The sequence below is a fragment of the Mucilaginibacter ginsenosidivorax genome (assembly GCF_007971525.1).
Taxonomy (GTDB): domain Bacteria; phylum Bacteroidota; class Bacteroidia; order Sphingobacteriales; family Sphingobacteriaceae; genus Mucilaginibacter; species Mucilaginibacter ginsenosidivorax.
Genome location: NZ_CP042437.1, coordinates 5,932,559 through 5,958,946 on the forward strand (window position 1 = coordinate 5,932,559; position 26,388 = coordinate 5,958,946).

Here is a 26,388-nt window from a genome sequence, read left to right on the forward strand (position 1 = left end):
TTTTAAAATATGGGGTAGTAAATTTTGGTAACCCATTTTGAAGTGTCTTTTTCAAGATACCTATCGGTCACCATCGATTCAAAAGGCATGGCAGGGGCTATCAATTTATGATCTTTCATATAAATCCTCACTTCTTCAAATGCATTGTTCACTGTATTGGGGCCGCCTTTTACATCGGCTATCAGCAAGTTGCCACCCATAACCAGGTTGTTGATAACCGATCCTTTACCTGGGGTTATTTTTTTATCAATTGGGATAGCATAGCTAATTTGGTATTCTTTACTGCCCACCTGGGTGATATTCAGCATCGGGAAATTAGTCATTTTGGCCCCTTTGGCTATAGCTTCCTTTTTCAGGTTTTCGATACTGCTATATATACTTTGCATATCGGGGTAGGTAGCAGCGCTTGCGGTTGTTGTAAGTAAAAATGGGTCTGTAACTTTATTTATATAAATTTTATAACCGTAGGCATTTTTCTGATCTTCTAAAAATGTTTTGAAGCGGGCTAAAACCTGCCCTGTTTTGTTTTGAAGATCGCGCGCTGCAAAATAATCCATAACCCTTTTTACCGGGTTCATACTGCTTTGCCTTTGTGCCTGCAAAGATATTTTGGCCGCGAAGTCTTCGGCTAAATAACTGATATCGGCATCGAGTTTGAAATTGCCTTGTTGCAGATCAATATTTGCGCCGCTGTTGGTGGTTTTATTAATGGTAAATTGTACGCCTTGATAAGCAAACTGCTTGTCGTTAACTTTTGTACCGGGCCACCATTTTTTCCATCGATGTTGGTGTACCAGGAATTTAGCTACCACACCATCAGATGCTTCAACAGTTAATTGGTTACTTACAGTTAAGGTAGACGGGATTATCAAATATATTGGGGCGGCAATAACTACAATTGCAGCTAAAATTATCAGTACGGTTTTCTTCATTTGGGTTATAAAAGGGCATCCAAATTTAAAAATAATGGATCAATGTGCGGCATTTGAAACGTAAATAAGCAGCGGCATATTAAATAAGGCCAATGCTATTAGGCTGCTGTGCTCTTAATTATGATAAAATTGAATAAATCAGTTTTTTATAAAACTTTTTCATAATTACTTCCCTTTGTATAGGACTTAAAAGCTACGATTATGCAACCCTGAATATTGATTTCTATAGCTATAGTTTGTTTAGGATTGCCCCTTATACTTGCGATAATTGAGATTGTTAGGATTCTAACTTCTGACGAGATCACTTTTATAAAAAGCGACAAAATTAACAGTGTCAACAGGCATTTAACATCAGAAGAAAAAAGCAGGCTCTTGATTTTTAATGGCAAATATTTTTATTAATAACCCTAAAGCGGCTGTAACCGCTATTACCACCGGACTTGAAAGCTTATCGGCCTTAATCAAGGATGAAACAATTCAGAGAATTTGCATTATTATATCTCCGGGATTTTGTTTTTTAATAGTTTTCTTATAACTCAAAATATCGAGGATATATCGTTTAAAAAGGGGTTAAAAGAGTATAGGGAAATGATTGTTGATTTGGAAACAGAATTTAACCATCAAAATTGCAGAGAAATCAGGAAAAAGAATATTCAATTAGAAATTGAAAAATGCTGGCTCAAAATAAATGAACTTAGAGACGCAAGTATGCGTCTCTACAAAAAATATAAAATCATATCACCACCCTAAATGTCAAATTAACCCTGGCTTTCATTGGTTTTACAGATTTTGCTATACGGTGTTCCCAATGCTCCTGCAATCCGGCCTTCATCAGCAGGAAAGAGCCATGCTCCAACCGTACCGAATATTTTTCATGATGATCCTGTTTGCTGCGGATATCAAAGCTTCGTACCTGCCCAAAACTTACCGATGCGATGATGGGGTTTTTACCCAGTACATCTTCGCGGTCGCTGTGCCAGGCTACCGAGTCGTTGCCATCGCGGTAATAGTTGAGCAATACACTGTTAAACTGGATGCCGGCCAATGGTTCTATTTTATTTTTAATCATCAGCAGTTCGGGCGTCCAGTAATTGGGTTTGCTTTGAGTTAGGGAAGCATAGTCATAAACCTCCGGGTCGCCGTACCAGGCGGTAAGGCGCGGGGTTAGCACATCCTTATCGTACATCCTTTGTATCCGCTGTTTCCAGGGCGTTTCGGCAATAAACTTTTGGAGCAGGCTATCGCTTTCCTGCTCATTAAAAAGGCCGGGGCGGTAATCTAATAAATGGATGGGCAGGCCCTTACTTTGCCCGGCCTCGGGAAAAAAACATAGCTGTTCCATATCAACCTCCAATTTTTGCTAAGAAGATCTGTCTAAAAATATAAAACAGACGGTTATTGCTTTGTACTATCCATTTCGCACTAAAATTTGCAGAAACATTCGCATGAAGGCTGACTAAGACTCACCCGGCGAGGCTGCGCCCGCCACCCTCTCTTCACCTGCGGTGGAAATAGGGGCTTTAGCGTTGAATATCAAAAGTTTATCAAAAAAGCAAATGATAAAATTTCAAGTCCCTCTTTCCGGCGAAGCCGAAGAGAGGGTGGCGGGCGCAGCCTCGCCGGGTGAGTCTTCACCGCCATGCGATATACGTCATTGTCCCTTCTGTGCTAAATTTTTTTTACAAAGATATTAAAATGCTAATATTTTTAGCATTAGATTTGTAGTCTGTTTCTGATGGAAGAATTTTATATTGATGTGGAGCTAAGCCGGGGCATGACCCGGATACAGGTGGACGAGGTGCCGCCTGAGCAATGGGATTTGCCCTATGCGCCGCAGTTTATCATCGAGTTTTATAACGGCCGGGAGTTTGTCACCATGATGCTGCAACTGGAGCAGGGGGAATGGTACGACCGTAACGCCCGTGTACAGGACGACGATATACAACGTTATTTTGAGCCTGTAACTGACCCGCGTAATGCTGATTATGAAAGCCCGTTAAGTGTACAGGCCATCCAGGAAATTGGGCAGGCCATCAGCAGGCACATGGTAGTGCACTTAACGGTTTATATGGGGTTATTTATACCTGTTTTTCGTGAACCAACTTTAAACTGAAACTCATGGAAACAAAAAAGGATATTATCAGCCAGCTAAAAAAAGATATTTTATTGTGGGAGGGCTTTAAAGCGCCCATTGCCGGGGCCGACGATAGCTTTGGCCTGGGGCCTATCGAGGCTGCCTTTCCAAACGGGATTTTTCCGGTAGGTGCGGTGCATGAGTTTTTAACTACCGAACCCGAACATGCCGCGGCTACCAGCGGTTTTATTGGCGGCATACTGGCCCAATTGATGCGCCATAATGGGGTTTGTTTATGGATAAGCAAAGCGCGTATGGTTTTTCCGCCTGCGCTTAAAGTATTTGGCGTACCGCCCGAGCGGGTGATATTTATAGACCTGCAGCGCGAAAAAGATTTGCTTTGGGCCACCGAAGAAGCTCTGAAATGCGATGGCCTGGCAGCCGTTATTGCCGAGTTACCGGGCATCACCTTTACCCAGTCGCGCCGTTTGCAGCTGGCGGTTGAAAGCAGCAAGGTTACCGGTTTTGTGTTGCGTACCGATGCTAAAAAACTAAGTACCACTGCCTGTGTATCCCGCTGGCAAATAACGCACCTGCCCAGCGAGTTGGAAGATGATTTACCCGGCGTAGGTTTCCCGCGCTGGCAGGTGGAACTTTTAAAAGCGCGTAACGGCAACCCCGGCTGCTGGCAGGTGGAATGGGTGGCTGGCCATTTTGTACCGGTTATTGAAGAGAAGGCGGTAACAGAAATAGCATACCAGCAATATGCCTAAGCGGTTTATGTCCATATGGTTTCGTCATTTAACTACCGACTGGCTTACCCTGAAACAGCCGGAACTGAAAGATGTGCCTTTTGTTTTTGCGATAAAAGATCATGGCCGTATGGTAATTACTGCAACCAGCCGTGCCGCCGAAGTTCATGGTGTAAAAGCAGGCATGGTTGCTGCCGATGCCAAAGCTATAATAGTTGGCCTGCAGGTGATAGATGAACAACCCGACCGTGCCGCCAAATTATTACATGCGCTGGGTGAGTGGTGCATCCGCTATACGCCCATTATCGCCATTGATTTGCCCGATGGGCTGATCCTTGATGTATCCGGCTGTACCCACCTTTGGGGCGGCGAGCGGGAATACTTGAAAACGATAGTGCTGAAATTAAGAAGCAAGGGCTACGATGCCCGCGCCGCCATGGCCGATAGTATTGGCGCGGCCTGGGCCATTGCGCGTTTTGGCAGGCTGAGCCCCATTATTGAAAGTTACGGGCAGGCAACAGCATTGCTGCCATTACCGCCGGTGGCCTTGCGGCTGGAGCCTGTTATTACAGATCGTTTGCAAAAGCTGGGCCTGCGCACCATCGGCAGTTTTATCCGCATGCCACGGTCGGTACTACGCCGGCGGTTTGGTGAGCATTTGCTGTTGCGGCTTAACCAGGCTTTGGGCAACGAGGATGAACCCATGCAATTATTACAGCCCGTTGAACCCTACCAGGAGCGCCTGCCATGCATGGAACCCATCAATACTGCCACCGGGATAGAGATAGCGATCAGGCGATTACTGGAAGGCATGTGTAAACGACTGCAACAGGATGGCAAAGGGTTGCGCACAGGTGTACTTAAGTGCTACCGGGTGGATGGTAAGATAGAGCAGGTGCAGATAGGTACAAACCGTGCATCGTACCATGTGGAGCATCTTTTTAAATTATTCGAGCTTAAAATAGCCACGATAGAACCCGCCCTGGGTATCGAACTTTTTGTACTGGATGCCCCCAAAGTAGATGATGCCGATCCGGTACAAGAGCGCCTTTGGGGCGAGGTTGGCGGCCTGGATGATACCGGCGTAGCCGAGCTGCTGGACAGGATTGCCGGGAAAATAAATACCAATGTTATTCACCGCTACCTGCCGGCCCAGCATTACTGGCCCGAGCGTTCTGTAAAAAAAGCTGCTACCATAATGGAAAAATCCACTACCGACTGGCGCATCAGCCGGCCACGGCCCACACAACTTTTGGCCCGGCCACAGCCTGTACATGTAACATCGCTGGTGCCCGATTATCCGCCCATGCTTTTTATTTACCAGGATAAGGTGCACAACATTAAAAAGGCTGATGGCCCTGAACGCATTGAGCGCGAATGGTGGCTTGAAAACGGCGAACGCCGTGATTATTACCATGTGGAGGATGAAGATGGTAAGCGCTACTGGATCTTTCGGCTGGGGCATTACGTGGAGGGCGAAATTAACGAATGGTTTATTCATGGCTTTTTTGCATAGGTTATGAAGTACACAGAATTACAGGTTACCAGCAATTTTAGCTTTCTGCGCGGCGGCTCGCATCCACGCGAACTGGTAGAAGAAGCCATAAAGCTGGGCTACAACGCCATTGCCATTACCGACCGTAATACCGTAGCCGGTGTGGTGCGTGGGTATGCCGCTACAAAAGATACAGGCATCCGTTTTATCCCCGCCTGCCGGCTCGATTTGGTTGATGGCCCCAGTCTGCTGGCTTATCCTACCGATATTACAGCCTGGGGGCGTTTGTGCGCTTTGCTAACCAGGGGTAACCTGCGTACCGAAAAAGGGCAATGCGAATTGTATAAAAACGATGTATTTGAGCATGCCGGAAGCATTAAATTTATAGTGATCCCTCCTGGTGAATTAAACTCCCGGTTCGATTTTGACGATTCATTTAAGCAGGATTTAAAGGAATACCAGGCTGCATTGGGTAATGATTTGTATATAGCCGCAACACGTTCATACCATGGCGATGATGCCAAACGCTTTTACCGGCTTTCGCAGTTAACCATCCCTATGGTGGCTACCAATGATGTGCATTACCATGAGCCCGGGCGGCGCGAATTACAGGATGTGGTAACCTGCGTGCGCGAAAAATGTACCATTCACAATGCGGGCTTCCGGCTGCATGCCAATGCCGAAAGGCACCTGAAACCCATCGAAGAAATGGAACGCTTGTTTAAGCAATATCCCGATGCCCTGGCACGTAGCCAGGAAATTGCCGATGCCTGTCATTTTTCGTTAGATACTTTAAAATACCTGGAGCCGGAGTGGATTAGTCCCGATGGACGAACGGCAGATGAACACCTGGCATCCCATACCTGGGCCGGTGCCAAAAAAATGTTTACCGAAGCAGAATTTGAATTACAAAAGGGACAGATCCAGTTTGAGCTTGATTTTTTTGAGAAACGAAAGCTGGCCCCTTATTTTTTACGAATTTTTGAATACACCCAAAAGGCCGAAGAGTTAAAAATACTACACCAGGGGAGGGGCTCGGCAGCTAATTGCGCGGTTTGTTTTTGTTTGGGGATAACCCCCGTTAACCCGGCCAAATCAAACCTGTTGTTTTCGCGTTTCATGTCCGATTCGCGGGAGGAATGGCCGGATGTGGATGTTGATTTTGAGCACGAGCGCCGGGAAGAAATTATCCAATGGATTTATGAAACCTATGGCCGCGAACATGCGGGAATTGTGGCCACCGTTACGCAGGAACGACATAAAGGGGCCATCCGCGATGTGGGGAAGGCGATGGGGATCTCTGTAGATACCATTAGCCGGCTTGCGGGTGCTATCTGGGATTTCAGAGAAGAGGCTTTTGACCGCGAACGCATTATTTCGCAGGGGCTTAATCCCGACGATCCTTTGTTGACGAAAGTACTGCAACTGACTGACGAACTGATGGGTTTTCCCCGGCAGTTAGGGCAGCATACGGGCGGCTTTGTAATTATGCGCTGCAAGCTTTCGGATATATGCCCCGTAATGAATGCCCGGATGGAAGACCGTACCCAACTGGAATGGAATAAAGACGACCTTGAAGACCTGGGCATTTTAAAGGTAGATGTACTGGCCCTGGGCATGCTTACCTGCATCCGTAAAGCTTTTGACCTGGTTAAGCAGCATTATGGAAAGGAACTGACATTGGCCAACGTACCGCAGGATGACCCGGCCGTTTATGATATGATATGCAAGGCCGATACGCTTGGCGTTTTCCAGATAGAAAGCCGCGCGCAAATGTCGATGCTGCCGCGATTAAAACCACGGGAGTTTTATGACCTGGTGATAGAAGTAGCCATTGTACGTCCCGGGCCTATTCAGGGTGATATGGTACACCCATATTTACGCAGGCGGGATAAAATAGATCCTATTGAGTTTCCCTCTCCCGAATTAGAGAATATATTAGGGCGTACCTGCGGAGTGCCCCTTTTCCAGGAGCAAGCAATGCAAATCGCTATTGATGCAGCCGGTTTTACACCTGCGGAGGCTGATCAGTTACGCCGTAGTATGGCTACATTTAAAGCCAAAGGGTTGGTGAGTAATTTTCGCGATAAACTGGTAGCCGGAATGATGGCTAAGGGATATGAAGAAGAATTTGCCAGGCGTATTTTTAAACAGCTGGAGGGCTTTGGCAGCTATGGTTTCCCCGAAAGCCATGCTGCTTCGTTTGCGCATTTGGTTTACATCTCCTCATGGCTTAAATGGTATTACCCGGATGTGTTTGCTGTTGCGTTGCTTAACAGCCAGCCTATGGGTTTTTATCAGCCGGCGCAGATAGTGATTGATGCCGAAAAGCATGGGGTAATTGTACGCCCGGCAGATGTAAACCACTCCATGTGGGATAACACGCTGGAAGAAAAAGACGGTAAGTTTTGTGCGGTACGTTTGGGCTTCAGGCAGGTGAACGGCCTGCGCGAGGACGATATGCAGGCGCTGATAGCCGGTCGCGGGAGTGGTTATACCAGCATCAGCCGGCTAAGCGATGCCGGTGTGCCGCAAGCGGCCATTGAAAAGCTTACCGATGCCGACGCCTTCCGTTCCCTGAACCTTGACAGGCGTGAAGCTTTATGGGAAGTACCCGCGTTGAATGATAAACCCATCGGCCTGTTTGCCGGCCAGCCATCCGAAAGCGCGATGGAAGCCCAGGTTACGTTACCCTTAATGAGCCAGGCCGAGCATGTGGTGCAGGATTATGCATCTACCGGGTTATCATTAAAAGCGCATCCCGTTAGTTTTGTACGTGAGAAGTTGGATTTGTTGAAAGTAACCCCCACGGGCCAGCTGGTCAATTTAAAAGATGGCGATGCCGTTAAAGTTACCGGCCTGGTAACGGTACGCCAGCGCCCCGGTACGGCCAAAGGCATTTTGTTTATAACGATTGAAGACGAAACCGGCTTTGCCAACCTGGTGGCGTTTGAAAAGATCTTTGATAAATACCGTAAGGAGATATTACAGGCCCGCTTGCTGATGGTGGAGGGTAAATTGCAGATAGAAGGGTTGGTGATCCACGTGATAGCGCACCGCTTTTTTAACCTGTCACCCTTATTGCGTGGCCTTACCGCCGCCCAAACCGAAGATTTGCCGGTGTTAACCTTATCGCGCAGCGATGAAACAACCTCGCCGGTTACGCCGGTTAAGGAGGTTTTTCACAAAGGCAGGAATTTTAAATAGAAGTTAAAAAGAGAGTCAAGAGTTAAGAATCAAGAGTCAAGACAAAAATGCCGCGGGGTTTAATCCGTCGCGGGGTTGTAACCCGTGACAAATGGCTGGTTTCAGCTTTCAGCTGAACACTACAAGCTTGCCCGGTTATATAAATATGAAGATGTGTTCAAATTAATTTACAGATAATGGAATGTTGGTATCGCATGGCGGTGACGACTCACCCTGACGAGGCTACGCCCGTCTTCCCCTCTCTTCGACTGCGTCGCATAGAGGGGCTTAGAAAGAGAGGAAAGACAGAAGATATAAAACAAAAGCCAATAAAAAATGAGCTACACCCTCTCTGCGGCGCAGCCGCAGAGAGGGTGGCCCGGTGCAGCGTCGGCCGGGTGAGTCGTGATCGGCGTTCAAAACCGCCATTGCTACAAACGCTAAATGCTCCTGGAAAAAGTTGTTTGTTAACTGAAATTGAGTGTTAACCATGATTATTTATAATGTATTAATTATCAATTACTTATAATTTATTTTTTTAAAATGTGTTAAGTTATGTTAACCCTGTTTATATGCGTTTTCCATAATTCCTGGCTTTAATATCTTGACTCAACTGAATTTTATATTAACATTGCAACCGAAAATATGAACGAGACAAACCCGGCAATGCAGATGGCTTTTGATTACCTGGAGACAACCAATACGGTTGTTTTTTTAACGGGTAAGGCAGGCACGGGTAAAACCACTTTTTTGCAGCGTGTACGGCAGGAATCAAAAAAGAAAATGGCTGTTGTGGCGCCTACCGGTGTGGCTGCTATCAACGCCGGCGGCATGACTATTCATTCGCTGTTCCAGATAGCCTTTGGGCCCATTATCCCGGCAGGGAATACCCGGCCCGAGATGCATTATAGTCCTGAGAAAAAAGAGTTGCTTTCCAGCCTGGAGCTGCTCATCATTGATGAAGTAAGTATGGTTCGGCCCGATGTGCTTGACCAGATAGACCTCATACTACGTAACCTGAAAGGTACAAGCCAGCCTTTTGGCGGCGTACAGCTTTTACTCATAGGCGATCTGTCGCAGCTAAGCCCAATTATCCGCGATGAGGAATGGATGATGTTAGGCCGTTATTACAGCACCCCATATTTCTTCAGCAGCCTGGTGATGCAAAAAGCACCTTATGTAAAAATCGAGCTCGATCATGTGTACAGGCAAAAGGAACAGGTCTTTGTTGATATTTTGAACGAGGTGCGTAACCAAACCATCAGCCCCGGTAACCTGCAGTTGCTGAACGCCCGGCACCAGCCCGGTTTTCGCCCCACGGCTGCGGAACCATACATTACCCTTACTACACACAACTCCATTGCCCAGCAGCTGAATAACGAATTTGTAGAGGCGTTGGAAGGGCAGGAGTTTGAATTTGTGGCCACTATCCGGGGGGAGTTTCCGAAGGATGCTTATCCTACTGAAACCAATCTGAAGCTTAAAACAGGCGCCCAGGTAATGTTTGTTAAAAACGATAGCTCGGCCGAAAAGCTTTTTTATAATGGCAAAATAGGGGTAATAACCCGGATAGAGCCCGATACAGTATTTGTACGCTGCGGGCAGGAAGAACGCGAAATTGCTGTACAGGCTTTGGAGTGGACCAATATTAAATACCAGCTGGAAGATCAGCAAATTAACGAGACCAATGCCGGCAGCTTTGCCCAGATCCCGCTTAAACTGGCCTGGTCTATCACCATTCATAAAAGCCAGGGCCTGAGTTTTGACAAAGCCATTATTGATGTAAGCGAAGCTTTCGCCCACGGGCAGGCATACGTAGCGCTCAGTCGCTGCCGGACACTGTCGGGCATGGTATTGCGTAACCCTATTGCTGCAAATAATATTATTGGCGACCCCGCCGTTGCCCGTTTTAATGAGCAGGCCAAATCCCTTAAACCGGATGAGGAAAGACTGGAGCGCGACCGGGAGCTATATCGCCAGTCGTTACTGGCCGAACTGTTCAACTTCAATGGTTTGCAAAACCGGGTTACCGGATTTGAAGAGGCGGCGACCGATATGGAAAAAGATATTTTTAACGTGGCCGAAAAGCTATCCCAGCAATTAGCCACTTATCAGCCCGAACGCATCCAAAAGGCGGCCATGTATTTCAAAGATAAACTTACCGAAGCCACTGGAAATCTCCATCAGCAAATCCCGGTGCTTATGGGTTTATCTAAAGATAAAGAAACCAAAGCAGCAAAAGCAGATAAACTGATTCAATGGATGATGGCCAGAATCGCGTTAATGGACCACTTTTCCCAAAATACGTTTATCGCTACTACATATCTTGAAGAAAAGCGAAAGGCACAAGATCAGGCCGGTTCAGATCAATCAAACTCTTACGTGAAGGCGCTGAATGAAAAGCCAAATCAACAGCTTTTTGACCAGTTAATGGCTTGGCGGGATACTGCGGCTGAGAAGGAAAATATAATGCCGGGAATGGTGTTATCCGAGAAAACAGTCGCGGCCATTGCCGAAAAATTGCCGCCAACCATCAAAGCTTTAGGGGCCATAAAGGGGGTAGGCCCGCAAAAAGCAACACAATATGGCCCGCAGCTCATCGCCATGATCCGGTCTTATCTGCAGGAAACATTGAGCGCCGAAATGGAGCAGGGAAACTTGTTTTAAAAAGAAAGGTCTTAAACTCGATATAGATAAGGTTTTATGGCTTTGCAAAAGCCGGTATGTTCAGGTTTGCTTTACCGTCCTTTTAAAGGATACCGTGTACCCACGGCTTTGGATTTGATCAATTAATAAAACCAAATGTCATTTCGAGCGAGCCAGAAGGGGCTTGCGCGCAGGGGGTGAGGAGAAATCTTCGACACCCTGCATCCCGATGGGCTGGTCGTGATGCAGGGTGTCGAAGATTTCTCACTCGTACCTCGTTTCGAAATGACATTTTTTATTTGAAAAGAGCCAGGCGCGTGGGAGCCTAAAAAAAGATAGAATCAGGAGGCTTTAACCAAGTTTATTCCTGCAGAAACGCTACTTGCGGAAATCCAACAAAACACTTTCAGATTAATAAAGTTGAAGTATCTTAGGTTATTGAAAGAATGATAATAAGCACCATCTTCCAATAACTACATCTATAAAAAAAACAAACTTCTTTAAAAATGGTCAGCAAAAAGATATTTGCCATTATTCCCATTGCTTTAATTTTATCTGCCGGTGTTCAGGCGCAGCTTTATAAGAATCCAAAAGCGCCTGTACAGGCCCGCGTAGCCGATTTGTTAAAACGGATGACCCTGGAAGAAAAAGTGGGGCAAATGAGCATGTCGTCGCTAAGCGAGGCAAGCAAAAGCAAAATTGCTTACGGCGTATTGGAGAGCCCTTTTACCAATGTTTATGATATTGCCCAACAATCCATTGCGGCTAAGAAATATTCGCGTGAGCATACCCGGCTGGGTATCCCGCCTATTCAAATTGGCGAATGTTTACATGGACAACTATCGGCCGGCGCCACTACCTTCCCCCAGGCAATAGCGCAGGGCAGTACCTGGAACCCGGCGCTGATTGAGCAAATGGGCGCCACCATTGCTTACGAGGCATCCACATCGGGCGTTGATGAAGCGCTTTCGCCGCTTTTTGATTTGATCAGGGATGCCCGCTATGGCCGGGTAGAGGAATGCTTTGCCGAAGACCCGTACCTGGTTGGCCAGTTAGGTTCGGCATTTGTAAGGGGCATGCAGGGCGATCCGGCTAAAACAAAAACAAGCTTTGCCTTTGATAAAGTAGTGTGTACCGGTAAACATTTTGCGGCTTATAGCAAGCCAATTGCCGGTATTAACCTTGCCCCATCTGAACTTGGCGAGCGAGAGCTGCGATCAATGTTTTTGCCGCCGTTTAAGGCAGCAGTACAAGAGGCCAACATAGCGGCTATTATGCCGTCATATAATGAGATTGATGGCATCCCGGCCCACAGTAATGAATTTTTGCTGAAACAGATATTACGTAAGGAATGGGATTTTAAAGGTTATGTTTTTTCGGATTATGGCGGCTTAAGTCAACTGTATAATTTTCACAAGGTGGCCAAAACCGCTTCGGATGCGGCACTGTTGGGAATCAAAGCCGGGGTAGACCTGGAAGCTTCACGCCCGGATGTATATAGCCATCTGATTGAACTGGTGAAGAGTGGTAAAATAAAGGAAGCGCAGATAGATACCGCCGTAACCCGTATCCTGACCATGAAATTTAAAGCAGGCCTTTTTGAAAAGCCGCTGCCAGATACTGCACGCATTAAAAGCAGGTTACACACCGAGGAACATATCAAACTCTCGCAGCAAATAGCCGAAGAGTCTATCATCTTGTTAAAAAATGAAAAAAGCCTGTTGCCTTTAAATATCAGCAAATTGAAATCGATAGCTGTTATTGGCCCTAATGCCAATAAAGTGCAATATGGCGATTATAGCTTTACCCGCGATAACCTGTCGGGCGTTACTGTTTTGGAGGGGATAAAGCAGTTTGCAGGCAACAGTGTAAAAGTAAACTATGCCAAAGGCTGCGAGCTATCCGGACTGGACAAAAGCGGTTTTGACGAGGCTGTAAAAACTGCCAATGAAAGCGACGCGGTTGTTGTGGTGCTTGGCACAACCAGCGTAGTATGGTCGGGTGTGGGTTGGAACGGGCAGGCGCCGGGTAACGAGCCTAAAGACCCTTTTACCTGCGGCGAGGGTTACGACGTAACCGACATTAACCCGCAAGGTGTTCAGCGCGAATTGTTGCAGGCGGTTTATAAAACCGGCAAACCAGTAATATTGGTATTGGTACACGGGCGACCATGGAGTATTAGTTGGGAAAAGGAAAATATCCCGGCTATTTTAGAAGCCTGGTACCCCGGCGAAAAAGGCGGCACTGCCATTGCCAATATTCTTTTCGGGAAGGTAAATCCATCCGGCAGGTTAAACATGAGCGTACCTCAATCAACAGGGCATATCCCGGTATTTTATAACTACGTTAATTCGGCTAAGGGCATTAACCGCCAGCATGGCACCATTGAAAAACCGGGGCAGGATTATGTGTATTCGTCAACTGATCCTTTGTTTGCTTTTGGCTACGGCTTAAGTTATACCTCGTTCCAATATGATAATTTAAAGGTATCTAAACTGGTATTTAGCAAAAATGAACAGGTAACTGTTTCTGTTGATGTAAAAAATACCGGAGCTGTTACCGGAAAGGAGGTGGTGCAGTTGTACCTGGGCAACAAAATAAATTCGATAAGTACCCCCGAAATGAGCTTAACCCGATTTAGCAAAATTGCCCTTGCCCCGGGTGAGGTAAAAACGGTGAATTTTACCATTAGCTATAAGGATTTAGCAATTTGGAACAGGCAAATGAAACTGGTTGCCGAGCCGGGTACCTTTGATGTAATGATTGCAAAAGCTGCCGATAATGTGGTGCTAAAAAAGCAGCTGGAATATAGATAGGCTTAATTGCCGGTTGTTGATTAAGGCGAAAGGCTATAAGTGTTTAAAATGGTTTATTTTAAACACTTATAGCCTTAGCCAGTTGGATTACCATGAAATATTAAAATGCAATTTTAGTATTTTATGGTAGGTATTATACCTACACTATCTTCATCTCTTCCGCATTCCACTTAATTACCTTATTTTCAAAATAGCTATCGTTGCAAGCCAGGCAAGGGGCTGCAGCCCGGAAACCAAACACGGCGTCCTCCTGAGTTTGACACCTAAAGGTCAAAAAAGTGCGAATCGGGCAAATGGGAGTGGTTTTTAGGTGAATTTTGAAAATTTGTATTGCGAAAACCACTATTGACTGGTGGTGCGAAAACGGCGTAATTTGTGCAACCAAGCACAATGGCGACCTTAAAAATCGATCAGAAAGACGGCGAAAAATACGTTCGGATTGTAGAATCTTACCGGGACGAGTCCGGCGTGTCACGAATGCGCACATTGGCCAACCTGGGCAAGCTCGATGACAAGAAGATAGCATCCCTTAAACGGCTCGGTACTAAGCTTTACCAGGCGATGGGCGGCCCCCCCGAAGAGCTGACCGGCAATGGCATTACCGAGCAGGGACGTTATAACTACGGTTACGTACTGGCCTGCAAGCACATACTTTCATGGTATAAACTGGACAAATTGCTTGACCGCATCGGTAAGAAAGCAAAGCTTCGGTTTTCTTTAGTCAACACCATTTTGCTGATGCTATGCGAACGGCTGAACGAGCCGGCAAGCAAGCGCCGGACTTTCTTTAACCAGTCAGAGTACATTGGTTTGGAACAGGTTCCGCTACACCACCTGTACCGGACGCTGGATAAACTGGCGGACTGGAAGGAGCAGATACAGGAGCGGATCTATCAAACCGGGCGCGACCTTTTCAACCAGCGGCTGGATGTAGTGTTCTACGATGTAACGACCTTCTACTTTGAAAGCGAACAGGAAACGGAAGGTCACCTGCGGCAGAAAGGGTTTTCTAAAGATGGCAAGATCGGAAACACACAAGTACTGCTGGGTCTGCTTATCGATAAGGACAAACAGCCGGTGGGCTACCAGGTCTACAAAGGAGACCTGTTCGAGGGCCATACATTTAAAGAGGCTATTTCTTCATTAAAAAAGCGATACCAACTGGACCAGGTTATCGTAGTGGCTGATCGCGGCATGTTGTCCAAAGAGAATATCCAGGAACTAACCGAAAATCAGGGTTATCAGTATATCCTGGGTGAAAAACTTAAAATGCTTCCCCATGCTATTCAGAAACCTTTACTCGAGTTGAAAAACTACAACAAGGAATGGATAATGAATGAGGAACGCAGCCTGATTGTAAAGTATACCGCTATTGAATATGAAGACCGCCTGATAATCGGTACATGGTCAGCCAGCAGAGCAGAAAAAGACCGCAAGGAAAGGGAAGAGCGGGTAACCAAAGCAGAATTGATGCAGCAAAACCCGTCATTACTTAAAAAGAAAGCATCACATTACTTTCTTAAAAATGACCAGCAAGAGAAATACCTGCTCGACCAGCAAAAGATTGAGCGGCATCAGCAGTATGATGGATTCCTTGCAATCGCAACCAATGTAAGAGATATGGACACCGGTATCATACTCGATCATTACAAACACCTCTACCAGGTAGAACACGCTTTCCGCACCTTTAAAAGCTTTTTGGAAACCAGGCCCATGTTCCACTGGACAGATCAGCGCATAGAGGGACATATCTGCCTGTGTTATATGGCTTATACCTTTCAAATCTTTTTAAGCAATCAACTCAAAAAGAACAATACGCCGCTTTCAGAAAATGAGATCAGGCGGACATTAGACAAAATGCAGCTTAGCCTGGTGGAACAGGCAGGCCAACAATATTACCTCCGCTCGAAGCAAACTACCGAAACTGCCGCCCTGCTCAAAGTGATCGCCGCCCGGCCATTACCAGATATGTTTCATAATCGACAGATAGTCAATTACTTATAAAAATATGTATTGCGAAAAGCTAAACATAAACTAATTGACTATCAGATATTTAACCAAAAATCGTGTCAAACTCAGGAAAAAGCAGCTGGAATATAGATAGGCTTAATTGCCGGTTGTTGATTAAGGCGAAAGGCTATAAGTGTTTAAAATGGTTTATTTTAAACACTTATAGCCTTAGCCAGTTGGATTACCATGAAATATTAAAATGCAATTTTAGTATTTTATGGTAGGTATTATACCTACACTATCTTCATCTCTTCCGCATTCCACTTAATTACCTTATTTTCAAAATAGCTATCGTTGCAAGCCAGGCAAGGGGCTGCAGCCCGGAAACCAAACACGGCGTCCTCTACAACTGGTTTGCCTGTACGTATAGAATCAAAGAAGTTGGCAAAGTGATCATTTGATGCATTGTATCCTTCCGGGGCGCGGTAGCTTTCGCCCGGTAGCGTGGGCTGTTGCTGGTCTGCCTGCGAGAATCGTTTATTATAATCGTCCATTAACGCTTTTTGCTGAGCTTCTGTAAAAGTTGATAACGAATCCCAGCCTCCGATGCCTGTAGCTACCGGCATTTTGTTTTTACGGATAGAAAAGTTGTCGTCGCCCATCAGGTCCATTACACCTTCCGAACCTACTATTTTGGTGGTACTATGATCGCCCTCGCCACTGATGAAATTTACCCGTAGGGTTACCTGGAAGGCAGGATGTTCTTTGGTTTCGCCGTAGTGGATTACCGCGCTCATTACATCCGGCACATTGCGGCCATCTTTCCAGTACGCCAGATCGCCGATTGAGTAGATTCTTTCAGGTCCTTTGGAGCCGGTTATAAAGTGTATGCCGCTTAGCAGGTGAACAAAAAGGTCGCCTGCAACCCCGGTACCATACTCGCGGTAATTACGCCACCTGAAAAAACGCTTGCTGTCATAATCATATTTCAGTTTGGCGTTTGATTGAAATCTTGCCCAATCTACAGTCTGTGGCGATGCATCAAACGGAATAGTGTATTGCCAGGCCCCAAGTGCGCTTTGCCTGTTAAAAGATGCCTCGATAGAGTTGATTTTGCCAATGGCACCGGCTTCATATAACTCCTTTGCCTTTTTATAGGCAATGCTGCTTACCCGCTGGCTGCCAACCTGGAAAACCATTTTTGTTTCCTGCTGCGCCTTAATTTCGGCAAGGCCCTGGCTTATCTGGTGTACCATGGGCTTTTCGCTATAAACGGCTTTGCCGCTGCGCATGGCATCAATGGCTATCTGGCTGTGCCAGTTATCGCTGGTTGCTATAATTACAGCATCTATATCCTTGCGGGCCAGTATTTCGCGATGATCGCCGGTGGTGAACAGGCTCGATCCGTAAAGTTCTTTAGCCCTGTCAAGGCGGCCCTTGTAAAGGTCGCAGCAGGCGGCCAGCTCAACACCGGGTACGGTTAACGCGGCCCTGGTATCGGCAAAACCCATAATGCCCATGCCGATGGTTGCAATCCGGATTTTATCATTGGGCCCCACGCGCTTTTCGGCACTCAGGATGCGGAGTTCATTTTCTTCTTTGGCGGCCAGGCTATTAAGCGTAGCCGAAGTAAGCAAAACGGAAGCACCCAGGTGCTTAATAAATTTTCTGCGATCGGTTGACATGGTAATAAATTAAGTTTTAAATAATATTGGTACAAACCGCAAGGCGCGGTTACATAGGTTTGCAAGAGGCAATTTAGCAAACCAAAACTAAAATGCAACCAAAATTTATTTAATCCTTAATTTGTTAAGGAGGGCTGAAAATCGATGGTGGTTAATGAAAAACGGCAACAAATAAACTTTTGTACTTGTTGCCGTTTTTTTGTGAGCTTTTCAATCCGCTTTAGTATGTTATCTCAGCCCTTTCTCCTTCAAAAATTTTACTAATAAGGCAGGATGATCTGTCTGCAGACCCTTTAGGCCTTTCTCTAACGCTTTGTTCCAGTCAGCCGGGCCCTCGCCGGCGCTTTGGATATCGGGCCAGGCCGGGATGTTGTATTTGGCTGCAAGGGCTACCATCTCACTGGTGTATTGATTGTATGAGCCATCAAGGATATCGGGCTGATACTTGTTGATAAAACTTTCCATAGCCGCCACCGTTTTAATGCTATCGGGCATGCTTAGCATCAGGGGCATTTTTGGTGCTGCCTTACGCCAGCCGGTAAACTGGGTAGCGCTGTTAATGTATACCAGTACTTGTTTTTCCATGCCATATTGTTTTATCATCTGGTAGGCTTGTTCCGGATCGGCGGCTTTAAAATCAAGGTAAATATTGATCTTGTTTTTGCAGGCTGTAAGTATCTGCTTAAAGGTAGGGATACGGTATACGGTTTTATCTGTGGTATCCTTGCTTTTTACCTTTAACTGTTCCAGTTCATCAAGGGTAAAATCTTTAACATTGCCTTTGCCATCGGTCATGCGGTTAATGGTGCCGTCGTGCATGCTCACCAACTCGCCGTCTTTAGTAGTGCGCAGGTCAATCTCTACATAGTCGGCCTCGTTCCTGATGGCTTCCTCATACGCTGCTAAGGTGTTTTCGGGGTAGATGACATGGTCTCCACGATGAGCAGCTACAATAAACTTATGTTTTGATTTTGGGGCAGGGTTTGGTGTAAACGAGGTTAGGCCTGCTATAAAGGCTATGATGGTGATAAACGAAAAATTCATGATTATTGATTTAGTAAATAGTAAAGCCCGGTTTTAACCGGGCTTTTGGCTAATAAGGGTTAGTTAACTATTGTGCCCGATGTTTTTTTGCCTTTTTGCTTGTAATGATCGTTGCGCTCACGGTCTTCATCGTCCATATCAACGCCTTTTTTTATTTTGCGCCAGTTGGTGTTTTTGCTGTAACGCGCCATCGCCTTTTTGGTATCAAATACACGCGTATCGCTTGGTATAAAAGTATATGGGGTATAATCGGGCTTATCAGTAAAAAAATCCTGTAATAAGGTTGCCGTAACATCGTACTGGTTTACATAGGGTACATCCAACACGTTGTAAATGGTTTTTAATATCGAACCAAAATTGGCGTGTGTGTGGCTTACATAGCCTTTTTTAACATACGGACCAGCCAGTATCAGGATAGACCGGTGTGCATCCACATGATCGACGCCCCCCTGCGGATCATCCTCGGTAATAATCACCAGCATGTTTTTCCAGTATTTGGTGTGCGACAGAAAATCGAGCATGCGACCTACAGCCAGGTCGTTATCGGCCATGTACGATTGCCTGTACGGGTAGCCGTCTTTGGGCCTTATATCGGCTCCGTGGTCATTAGGAACCTGCATGGTTATCAGCGAAGGCATTTTCTTTTTACCGGTGATCCACATTTTGGTAAACTCACTTTTAAATTGCTCAACACGGAATTGATCGGGAATGTTGGTGTTAAAACCGGCGTAGTTATGGCTGGTGCGTGTGTATAGTGCTTTTTGCATTGGCACCATAACAATATGGGCTGCACCGGTGTTGGTATCTTCCCATTCTTCGCGCACATGCGCGGTTTCGTTGGCTTCACCAAAATTATAAAAATCTACATGCTTGCGCTCAAGGGCTTCCCACAGGCCGCCTGTTTCTGCATAGTCTTCGGGGTCCATACTCCCGGTTGAACCGGGAAAACGGCGGCCGGGGGCATTTGAAAACAGTTTAGCGGTTTTGCTTACGTTGGAGTTGGCTTCCACCCATTCGTTGGGTATAACACCCATCATCCAGTGGTGGCCATGTATAGATGCATCGCTATCGCAATAATAATTATCGCTAAAAGCATACTGTGCGGCTACCTTAATATGGTTGGGCGATACATTCAGGTTTGGGAACTGCATCCGGGTAGCATCTGGCAAAGTATATTCGCAATGAACGCCGAAGCGTGCCAGGGTGCTATCGCCTTTGGCGTTTTTCATTTGCCCTAAAACCTCGTCGTAAGTGCGGTTTTCTTTGGTAATGTATACAATGTATTTGATGGGCGTAGACGAAGCGCCTGGCAATACCGGTAATGGGTTGCCGGTGGCGACAGCAGCCGGTTTACTTATGAAAGTATTACTGATAACTTGTTGAGTATACGAAGCCAGCTGTGCATTATCGGGCATGGTAACTTTTTGAAAAGTGCCTAACTGAATATCGCCGATGTAGGTGCCCTGCGGCGGGGCAACAAAACCATGGCCGCCGTTGGGGCCTGCGCCGTAACCACGGCACGATGTAATATAAAGCTCTTTTTCATCGGCCGATAACTTTACCCTTGATGTTCCCCAGCCGGTTGGGATAAGACCTTTGGTGGTTTGGCTTGGGATATCAATTACAGCAACAGCGTTAAAGCCTAAAAGCGCTACGTACAACGTTTTTTCATCTTTACTTAAGCTGATGCCGAAAGGTAACAACCCGCGGAATTTATCAATACGGGCATCAACTTTAATAGGAATATCGCCCAGCAGCTTATGATTTTTGTAATCGATAATGGTGATATTGTCATTTGTGGCATTGGTAACATAGGCATATTGGCTGCCAACAGCTATTGAATTTGGGCTTGCACCACCGGTTACTTCGGCATCTTCCAGCATTTGGCCAACCTGGTGGCCGGTTTTGAATTTATTGATTACCTTGTTGGTGGCCAGGTTGATAGTGAAAACACTCATGGCCTCGGGCGAGGAAGGGCTGCCAACACCGGGAATCTTTCGGCCTTCAACGATAGTTCCTTCGCGCGATTCTTTAGTGTTATCGCCGTAAGGGTGCCTGGAAATCATAATCGAATCGGCATTTTTAGGGGTGGCACCGGTTATTAGCGGGTAGGAATACATACCCACGTTGGCCACAAAAGCCGTTTTTTTATCGGGGCTTAAAGCCAGGCCAAATGGCTGGCGTCCTACGTTGACAGATGCGGTTATTTTTTTTGTTGCCAGGTTAATCCGCACCATGCGGAAGTTTCCTCTGTCCAGCACCAGTAACTCATTTTTATCGGCATTAAATAGCAGGTCGGATGTGAAGCTGTCGTCATAATCTTTATCGCCAACGCGGCCATTTAATGATAGCGAATCGGTTTTTATGAACTTTTCAACATCGTACACAATCACAGCGCCATTATCGCCACCACTCAGGTACAATGTTTTTGAATCGGGAGAAAAGGCTACACCCAAAAACGAACCGTTAGATAAAGGGGAAGTTATCTTTTTATCGTATGAGGGTACCCTTAGGCTGCCCATAGTGGCAATATCGATAAGGGTGATAACACCATTATGCAGCGTTACCGCTTTTTTGCCATCGGGCGATACAGATAAGCCAAAAGGATCATGCGTTATGCGAATGGTTTGCCCGGCGGGTGTAATTAACCTGCCGCTGGGTAAAACAGATACGCCGGCAGTATCTATTTTACAGTATTGATCAATCCCCGGCACCTGTAAAATGTTTACCTGCTGCTTTTGGGCAAAGGCGTTAGGCATAAGCCCAATGCCCATTGCTAATGATAAAAGAAACTTGTTTTTAACTGGCATAGATAAATTGTTTTTAACCAAACAAAGGCCCCCGTTTGATGAGGGCCTTTGCAAAGTTGAGGTTAATAATTTTTATTTAAGAATGTACATTTTACCATTAATGTCATCATTGCCGCTATATTGATCGGCTAATGCTTTGTTATAATTAACAGCATTTGAAGTACGCTCAGAACCTGGATACTGGAAACGCAACGCTATACGGCCGCTATTACCTGTACCCGGACCAGTTGTAAACGTTGGCACACCGGTACGGCGGTAGTTGTAGTAGGCCTCTAAACCCGAGTGGCGGAACAACGCCAGGTATTTTTGCTGTAATATTTTGGTAAGCCCCGCAGCATCGGCAGTATACTTAACGCCGGCCTGTGCATAGTAGTTAGCCCAATCAACATTAATAGTATAGTTGTCATAATTTGCCGGGTTTGCAGTACTTGTTGATCCCGGACGGTAGAAAGAGGCTGTGAAAGTACCTGTTCCTGTTGGGATGCTGTAATAAGCAAAAGATGCCTGGATGCCTTTGATATAATAATCTTCGGCGTTACCGGTTGCCCAGCCGCGATTAATACCTTCGGCGATGTTAAACATCAGTTCCGGGTAGCCAACCTGGATGCTTGGTTCGCCGGTAAAGGTAGAGTAATAACGTTTACGGTTCAGGAATGAATATTTCTGCAAGCCGGCATTGTTGTACATGTCACCTAAATCCAATCCTGGGTCGGCACCGATGAATGACGAAAACGCCGTAGGGCTTTGGTGCAGGTTATCAACATTATAACGGGCAGGCTCGGCGGTTACAAATACGCGCGGGTCTTGTAAGCTTGTTAATAAACCAATATAAGTAGCCGAAGTGTTTTGCCTTGAACCGTTTTGACCAAAGTTATCAGGTGTTTGCGGATAGTAATTGGTAGGCACTAAAAAAGTGTATTGCATGTTATCGGCAGCGCTGGTCATTACAGGATATTTGGTCGGGTTGCCAACAACGGTAGCAAACTGGGCTGCAACATCAATATCGCCGGCTTTTTTACTTAGTTGTACCAATAACCTTATCCTGAACGAGTTTACTACTTTTTGCCATGCGGCCAGGCTATTGCCCAGGTAAATGTCGCCTGCAAAAGTGGTGTTGCCTGATGCAATCAGCGAGCTCATATCGGCATTAGCGCTTTCTAACCATGCTAACGACTGTGTCATTACCGTTTTTTGAGTATCATAAGCAGGTGTAAGGTTTTTTTCGCCCTGTAAAGCCTGGGTCATAGGGATATCGCCTTCTTCCATGCTCATTTTGCTAAAAAGGTAAGCCCTGAAAAATTTACCCAAAGCGCTGTATGGATTAACAGCCGGGGCACCGGCTTTAACAGCCTGATCTTCCATTGCTACAACGTTTTTTAGTGTAGTATAGTAATTATCGCCGCTGCCAAAATCATAACGGTTGTTACCGTAATAATCGTAGTTGTAAATATAGTATTGGCCGTAAATTTCCTTTGATCCATCCGGAAATTCGGCAATGTTGTTTAATATGCCGTTTAAAAGGAGCGAAGCAGGTACCGAGTTTGGTACGTTTTGATTAACTGTTAATTCCTGGAAACTCTTTTTACAGCTGGTTACTGTCAGTATCATGAATACCGGCAGTAAGTAAATTTTAAATATCTTTTTCATATTCATCTGTAGTTTAGAATGATAAATTTAAGTTGAAGCCATAGCTACGTACAGTTGGCGACTGTAATACAGTTTGAGCCTGGGCACCGTTGTATTGGTCAAGATCCACATCCTTAAAGCGTTTGTCTTTGTAGAAATACAACAGGTTGCGGCCGTAAAGCGATGCAGAGATTTTCTGGATAAAGCTTTTTTGCAACCATGCTTTAGGGAAATCGTAGCTAAAAGTTACTTCGCGTAGTTTGGTGAAGGTTTTATCCATCAGGTTTGACTCATCTACGTTGTAATATTTACTTACGTAATCCTGTACAAACGCCTTTTGTTTATTATTAGAAAACTGTAAGGCACTGTAATTTAGAATAGCACCTGTTTTTGAATCAAGGTTGATAGGAACTGGCTTGCCATCGCTACCAACGTTTGATACATATACACCAGGGCCTACATAGGTACCGTTGTAACCTGCCACACCAAAGTTTTTCCAATCCTGGTAACGGGCATCACCTAAAGCGCCTGTTGCGGTTTCGATGTTAGCACCACCACGCATTGTTTTATTGTGCATGTAATCAATAATAACACCACCAACAGCACCATCAAACTGAAAGCCCATGCTGAAGTTTTTGTAACGGATTTTGTTGGCAATGCTCCAGTTGTAGTTAGCATTTTCGTGACCTAATACCTGCCCGCCAACTGAAAGTGGCTTACCTGCCGCGTCGTTGATGATCTGGCCATCTTTTGTCCTTAAAAATTTGCTGCCGCGCAATATGTCGGTGCGGTCGCCTACACTATAGTAGCCTAAGTAAGTACCATTTTGGCCGGGAGGCAATTCTTTAAATACCTCTTTATTGTTGGCAACGTTTACCAAAATATTCCAGGTAAAGCCACCAAGGTTTTTAACCGGGGTACCTTCTAATGATCCTTCATAACCAGAACGTTTGGTTTTTAGCGCGTTTAGATATAACGTGGTATAACCAGAGGCTGTTGAAATTGCACTTGGGAAAATCCTTGGTCCGTCAATGTATTGGAACGCGCTGGCGCTAAAGCCTAAGCGGTTTTGCAGGAATTTAATATCAAAACCTTCTTCGTAGTTTACACGGGTAGATGTTTTGATATTGTTGGCATACAGGTAATCTGTTGCATAACCTGCTGTTTGGCTATTGTAAGGCTTGCTGGTTTGGAAAGATGTGTTCAATGAATAATCAGGGCCGTTATATGGCGATGTATAAGTAGAGCCATAACCCAGCGGGTTGTTAAACAATGAAGCACCTGTGCTGCCACCAAAAGCGGTAATAGAGCTGAAAGGGGCGGGGCCAATTGTCGAGCTTGATGCATCAGCCTTTACGTTTGCGTATGATCCGCGTAATTTCAGGAAGGAAATTACACTTGGCAGCGGGATATAGTCTGAAACTACAGTTGCAACCGATACACTTGGATAAGTGTAGGTAGTTGGCACCTGGAATGCGCTGGTATGATCGCTACGATAGGTAGCAGATAGGGTAGCATATTTACCAAAAGATGCATCTAACGAAGCGTAGTAACTAAATACACGCTCAGATGATTGGAAGCTTGTAGCCTGTATAGGGTTTTTTGAGTTGCTGAAAGCATAAACCTCGGGCACGTTCAAATAATCTGTGGATACCCAGCTTGAGTTATAAGACATGGTGCGCAGGTTTGAACCTACTAAGCCCGAAAGATTTAAGAAATTCTTAATGGTATAGTTATAGTTCAAAATCAACTCGGTGTTGTTATCAAACAAATCGCGGCGATCTTCGCGGTAGTCGCCCTGGTTGCCTTCACGACCATAAGGGTGGGCCGAGAATGGAAGGTCTTCAGTACGTAAAATGTTATACGTATCAATTTGCGAACGTAACCTTAAATTCAGGTTGTCGTTAAATTTGTAGGTACCGCCCAAATAACCGTAAGTGTCATTTTTGTAATGACCACGGGTCCATTTTTGAGTTAACAAATATGGGTTATGGTACCGCTGATATTCTTCAAACTGCGATTGAACGCCGGTTTTACCTGGCTGCCAGATGGCCTTAATATCAGGTGCGTTAACATCCCAGTCGGCACCTGTCCAAATCGAGATGTTGTAGATGATACTGTTAGGACCGTACTGAACATCGGGGAAGTTGTCAGTTGATTGCCTGTTGAAATCAATATTACCTTCAAACGTCAATTTTGGCGTTGGCGTAAATGAAGCGTATAAGTTGGCATTGGCTATATTCAGGTATTGTGAAGGAATATAGCTGGTTTGGTGTTGTTGTGAAACCGAAAAACGGGTTGTGTAGTTATCGCCTACAACGCCTAATGCAACGTTGTTATTTGTTTGCGAACCTACTTTTAAAAAGTTTTTCAGGTTGTTTTTACCACGGGCTATCCATGGGGTACCCTGGCGTACACCATTAACAATAGGGCTATCATATTGCGGAATTAATTGACCGTTAAAATAAGGCCCCCAAACATCATAGTCACCATCCACACCACCTGGTGCACCACCTTTACCGTCAACAAACTCGTAAAAGGTGTTTTCACCCGGTCCGAATGTGTTTTGCGTACGTGGGAAAGCCAGGAAACCCGAGTTTAATACGGTACTGCTGTTAATATCAACAGTTAAGCCTTTTTTGTTTTTATCGCCTTTTTTGGTGGTGATGAGGATAGCGCCATATTGTGCGCGGCTGCCATAAAGCGCCGCAGCGGCAGGGCCTTTCAATACGGTATAGGTTTCAATATCATCCGGGCTGATGTTATAGGTATCTGTATTGATAGGGAAACCATCAACAACATATAACGATACCTGGTTACCACGGATTAATACGTTTGGATTACCCAATAACTCGGCAGACGGGCCTACCGATACACCGGCAACTTTACCAATCAAACCGGCGATAGGGTTTGGATCGCGCGCTGTAGTTAAAGCATCGCCCTGAACGGTTTGTGTGGCGTAACCTACGCGCCTGGTTTCTTTTTTTACACCAAGGGCGGTAACAACTACTTCGTTCAAAGTTTTAGAATCGCCTGTAAGGCTCACATTTATGATCAGTTTATCGGCAACCACAACAGATTGTGTAGTGTAACCGATAAACGAAAATGATAATGTTTGGCCCTGGCTGGCGGTAATAATGTAACGGCCCTCAATATCGGTAACCGTACCTTTGTTTTGTTCTTTAATGCGTACACTCACACCGGGTACAGGTAAGTGGTTCTCGTCGGTAACTGTACCGCTTATTTTGCTTTGAGCTAATAATATAGATGGCGCAATACAAAATAACAAAACCGTAATAACGGTTTTTAATCTCTGGTAAAACTTATTCATCTGCTAAAATTTAAGGGTGAAACATTTGCTTTTTTCATACA

14 protein-coding genes are annotated in these 26,388 nt (G+C 45.5%); 7 read left to right on the forward strand and 7 right to left on the reverse strand.

Annotated features, from left to right (window positions below; all coding sequences use genetic code 11):
- Positions 1-2: 2 nt before the first annotated feature.
- Together FSB76_RS24780 and FSB76_RS24785 are read right to left on the reverse strand one after the other, a co-directional pair.
- Positions 3-932 (reverse strand): hypothetical protein, encoded by a 930-nt coding sequence (locus tag FSB76_RS24780; RefSeq protein ID WP_147058176.1) that lies wholly within the window; start codon positions 930-932, stop codon positions 3-5.
- 733 nt (positions 933-1,665) lie between these two features.
- A complete protein-coding gene (locus tag FSB76_RS24785; RefSeq protein ID WP_147058178.1) occupies positions 1,666-2,274 on the reverse strand; it encodes an alpha-ketoglutarate-dependent dioxygenase AlkB family protein in 609 nt (202 codons plus the stop codon).
- A gap of 393 nt (positions 2,275-2,667) precedes the next feature.
- Between FSB76_RS24785 and FSB76_RS24790 the strand changes: the two genes are divergently transcribed.
- The 7 genes from FSB76_RS24790 (at position 2,668) to FSB76_RS24820 (ending at position 15,905) form a co-directional block, all read left to right on the forward strand.
- Positions 2,668-3,045, forward strand: coding sequence for a hypothetical protein (locus FSB76_RS24790; RefSeq protein ID WP_147058180.1), 378 nt, complete (start codon positions 2,668-2,670; stop codon positions 3,043-3,045).
- A 5-nt stretch (positions 3,046-3,050) separates the two neighbouring features.
- Positions 3,051-3,779 (forward strand): ImuA family protein, encoded by a 729-nt coding sequence (locus tag FSB76_RS24795; protein WP_147058182.1) that lies wholly within the window; start codon positions 3,051-3,053, stop codon positions 3,777-3,779.
- Entirely contained in the window at positions 3,772-5,274 is a 1,503-nt protein-coding gene (locus FSB76_RS24800) for a Y-family DNA polymerase (protein WP_147058184.1), read from the forward strand. Before FSB76_RS24795 ends, FSB76_RS24800 begins: the two co-directional genes overlap by 8 nt.
- A 3-nt stretch (positions 5,275-5,277) precedes the next feature.
- Complete coding sequence (locus FSB76_RS24805; protein ID WP_147058186.1) at positions 5,278-8,460, forward strand: error-prone DNA polymerase; 3,183 nt, start codon at positions 5,278-5,280, stop codon at positions 8,458-8,460.
- Between the two features lie 624 nt (positions 8,461-9,084).
- On the forward strand, positions 9,085-11,106 hold the full coding sequence (locus tag FSB76_RS24810; protein WP_147058188.1) for an HRDC domain-containing protein: 2,022 nt from the start codon (positions 9,085-9,087) through the stop codon (positions 11,104-11,106).
- A gap of 485 nt (positions 11,107-11,591) precedes the next feature.
- Positions 11,592-13,901 (forward strand): glycoside hydrolase family 3 N-terminal domain-containing protein, encoded by a 2,310-nt coding sequence (locus FSB76_RS24815; protein WP_147058191.1) that lies wholly within the window; start codon positions 11,592-11,594, stop codon positions 13,899-13,901.
- Positions 13,902-14,291: 390 nt separating this feature from the next.
- The gene (locus FSB76_RS24820; RefSeq protein WP_147058193.1) at positions 14,292-15,905 is read left to right on the forward strand and encodes an IS1634 family transposase; all 1,614 of its coding nucleotides are present in this window, start codon (positions 14,292-14,294) and stop codon (positions 15,903-15,905) included.
- Between the two features lie 239 nt (positions 15,906-16,144).
- On the opposite strand, the gene FSB76_RS24825 is transcribed toward FSB76_RS24820, so the two are convergent.
- From FSB76_RS24825 to FSB76_RS24845, 5 genes are all read right to left on the reverse strand, one after another.
- Positions 16,145-17,536, reverse strand: coding sequence for a Gfo/Idh/MocA family protein (locus FSB76_RS24825; RefSeq protein ID WP_147058195.1), 1,392 nt, complete (start codon positions 17,534-17,536; stop codon positions 16,145-16,147).
- A gap of 228 nt (positions 17,537-17,764) precedes the next feature.
- The gene (locus FSB76_RS24830) at positions 17,765-18,580 is read right to left on the reverse strand and encodes a glycerophosphodiester phosphodiesterase (RefSeq protein ID WP_147058196.1); all 816 of its coding nucleotides are present in this window, start codon (positions 18,578-18,580) and stop codon (positions 17,765-17,767) included.
- 59 nt (positions 18,581-18,639) lie between these two features.
- Positions 18,640-21,390 (reverse strand): phosphoesterase, encoded by a 2,751-nt coding sequence (locus FSB76_RS24835; RefSeq protein ID WP_147058198.1) that lies wholly within the window; start codon positions 21,388-21,390, stop codon positions 18,640-18,642.
- Positions 21,391-21,462: 72 nt separating this feature from the next.
- The gene (locus FSB76_RS24840) at positions 21,463-23,037 is read right to left on the reverse strand and encodes a SusD/RagB family nutrient-binding outer membrane lipoprotein (RefSeq protein WP_147058200.1); all 1,575 of its coding nucleotides are present in this window, start codon (positions 23,035-23,037) and stop codon (positions 21,463-21,465) included.
- A 13-nt stretch (positions 23,038-23,050) separates the two neighbouring features.
- Positions 23,051-26,347 carry a SusC/RagA family TonB-linked outer membrane protein gene (locus FSB76_RS24845; RefSeq protein ID WP_147058202.1) on the reverse strand — a complete coding sequence of 1,099 codons (3,297 nt, stop codon included), beginning with the start codon at positions 26,345-26,347 and terminating at the stop codon, positions 23,051-23,053.
- Positions 26,348-26,388: the final 41 nt, after the last annotated feature.

Bases quoted from the DNA above. Each gene is read 5' to 3' on its own strand.
- FSB76_RS24815 (WP_147058191.1), top strand. From the start codon at position 11,592: ATGGTCAGCAAAAAGATATTTGCCATTATTCCCATTGCTTTAATTTTA.
- FSB76_RS24785 (WP_147058178.1), bottom strand. From the start codon at position 2,274: ATGGAACAGCTATGTTTTTTTCCCGAGGCCGGGCAAAGTAAGGGCCTG.
- FSB76_RS24830 (WP_147058196.1), bottom strand. From the start codon at position 18,580: ATGAATTTTTCGTTTATCACCATCATAGCCTTTATAGCAGGCCTAACC.
- FSB76_RS24800 (WP_147058184.1), top strand. From the start codon at position 3,772: ATGCCTAAGCGGTTTATGTCCATATGGTTTCGTCATTTAACTACCGAC.
- FSB76_RS24835 (WP_147058198.1), bottom strand. From the start codon at position 21,390: ATGCCAGTTAAAAACAAGTTTCTTTTATCATTAGCAATGGGCATTGGG.
- FSB76_RS24795 (WP_147058182.1), top strand. From the start codon at position 3,051: ATGGAAACAAAAAAGGATATTATCAGCCAGCTAAAAAAAGATATTTTA.
- FSB76_RS24790 (WP_147058180.1), top strand. From the start codon at position 2,668: ATGGAAGAATTTTATATTGATGTGGAGCTAAGCCGGGGCATGACCCGG.
- FSB76_RS24825 (WP_147058195.1), bottom strand. From the start codon at position 17,536: ATGTCAACCGATCGCAGAAAATTTATTAAGCACCTGGGTGCTTCCGTT.
- FSB76_RS24805 (WP_147058186.1), top strand. From the start codon at position 5,278: ATGAAGTACACAGAATTACAGGTTACCAGCAATTTTAGCTTTCTGCGC.
- FSB76_RS24820 (WP_147058193.1), top strand. From the start codon at position 14,292: ATGGCGACCTTAAAAATCGATCAGAAAGACGGCGAAAAATACGTTCGG.
- FSB76_RS24780 (WP_147058176.1), bottom strand. From the start codon at position 932: ATGAAGAAAACCGTACTGATAATTTTAGCTGCAATTGTAGTTATTGCC.
- FSB76_RS24810 (WP_147058188.1), top strand. From the start codon at position 9,085: ATGAACGAGACAAACCCGGCAATGCAGATGGCTTTTGATTACCTGGAG.
- FSB76_RS24840 (WP_147058200.1), bottom strand. From the start codon at position 23,037: ATGAAAAAGATATTTAAAATTTACTTACTGCCGGTATTCATGATACTG.
- FSB76_RS24845 (WP_147058202.1), bottom strand. From the start codon at position 26,347: ATGAATAAGTTTTACCAGAGATTAAAAACCGTTATTACGGTTTTGTTA.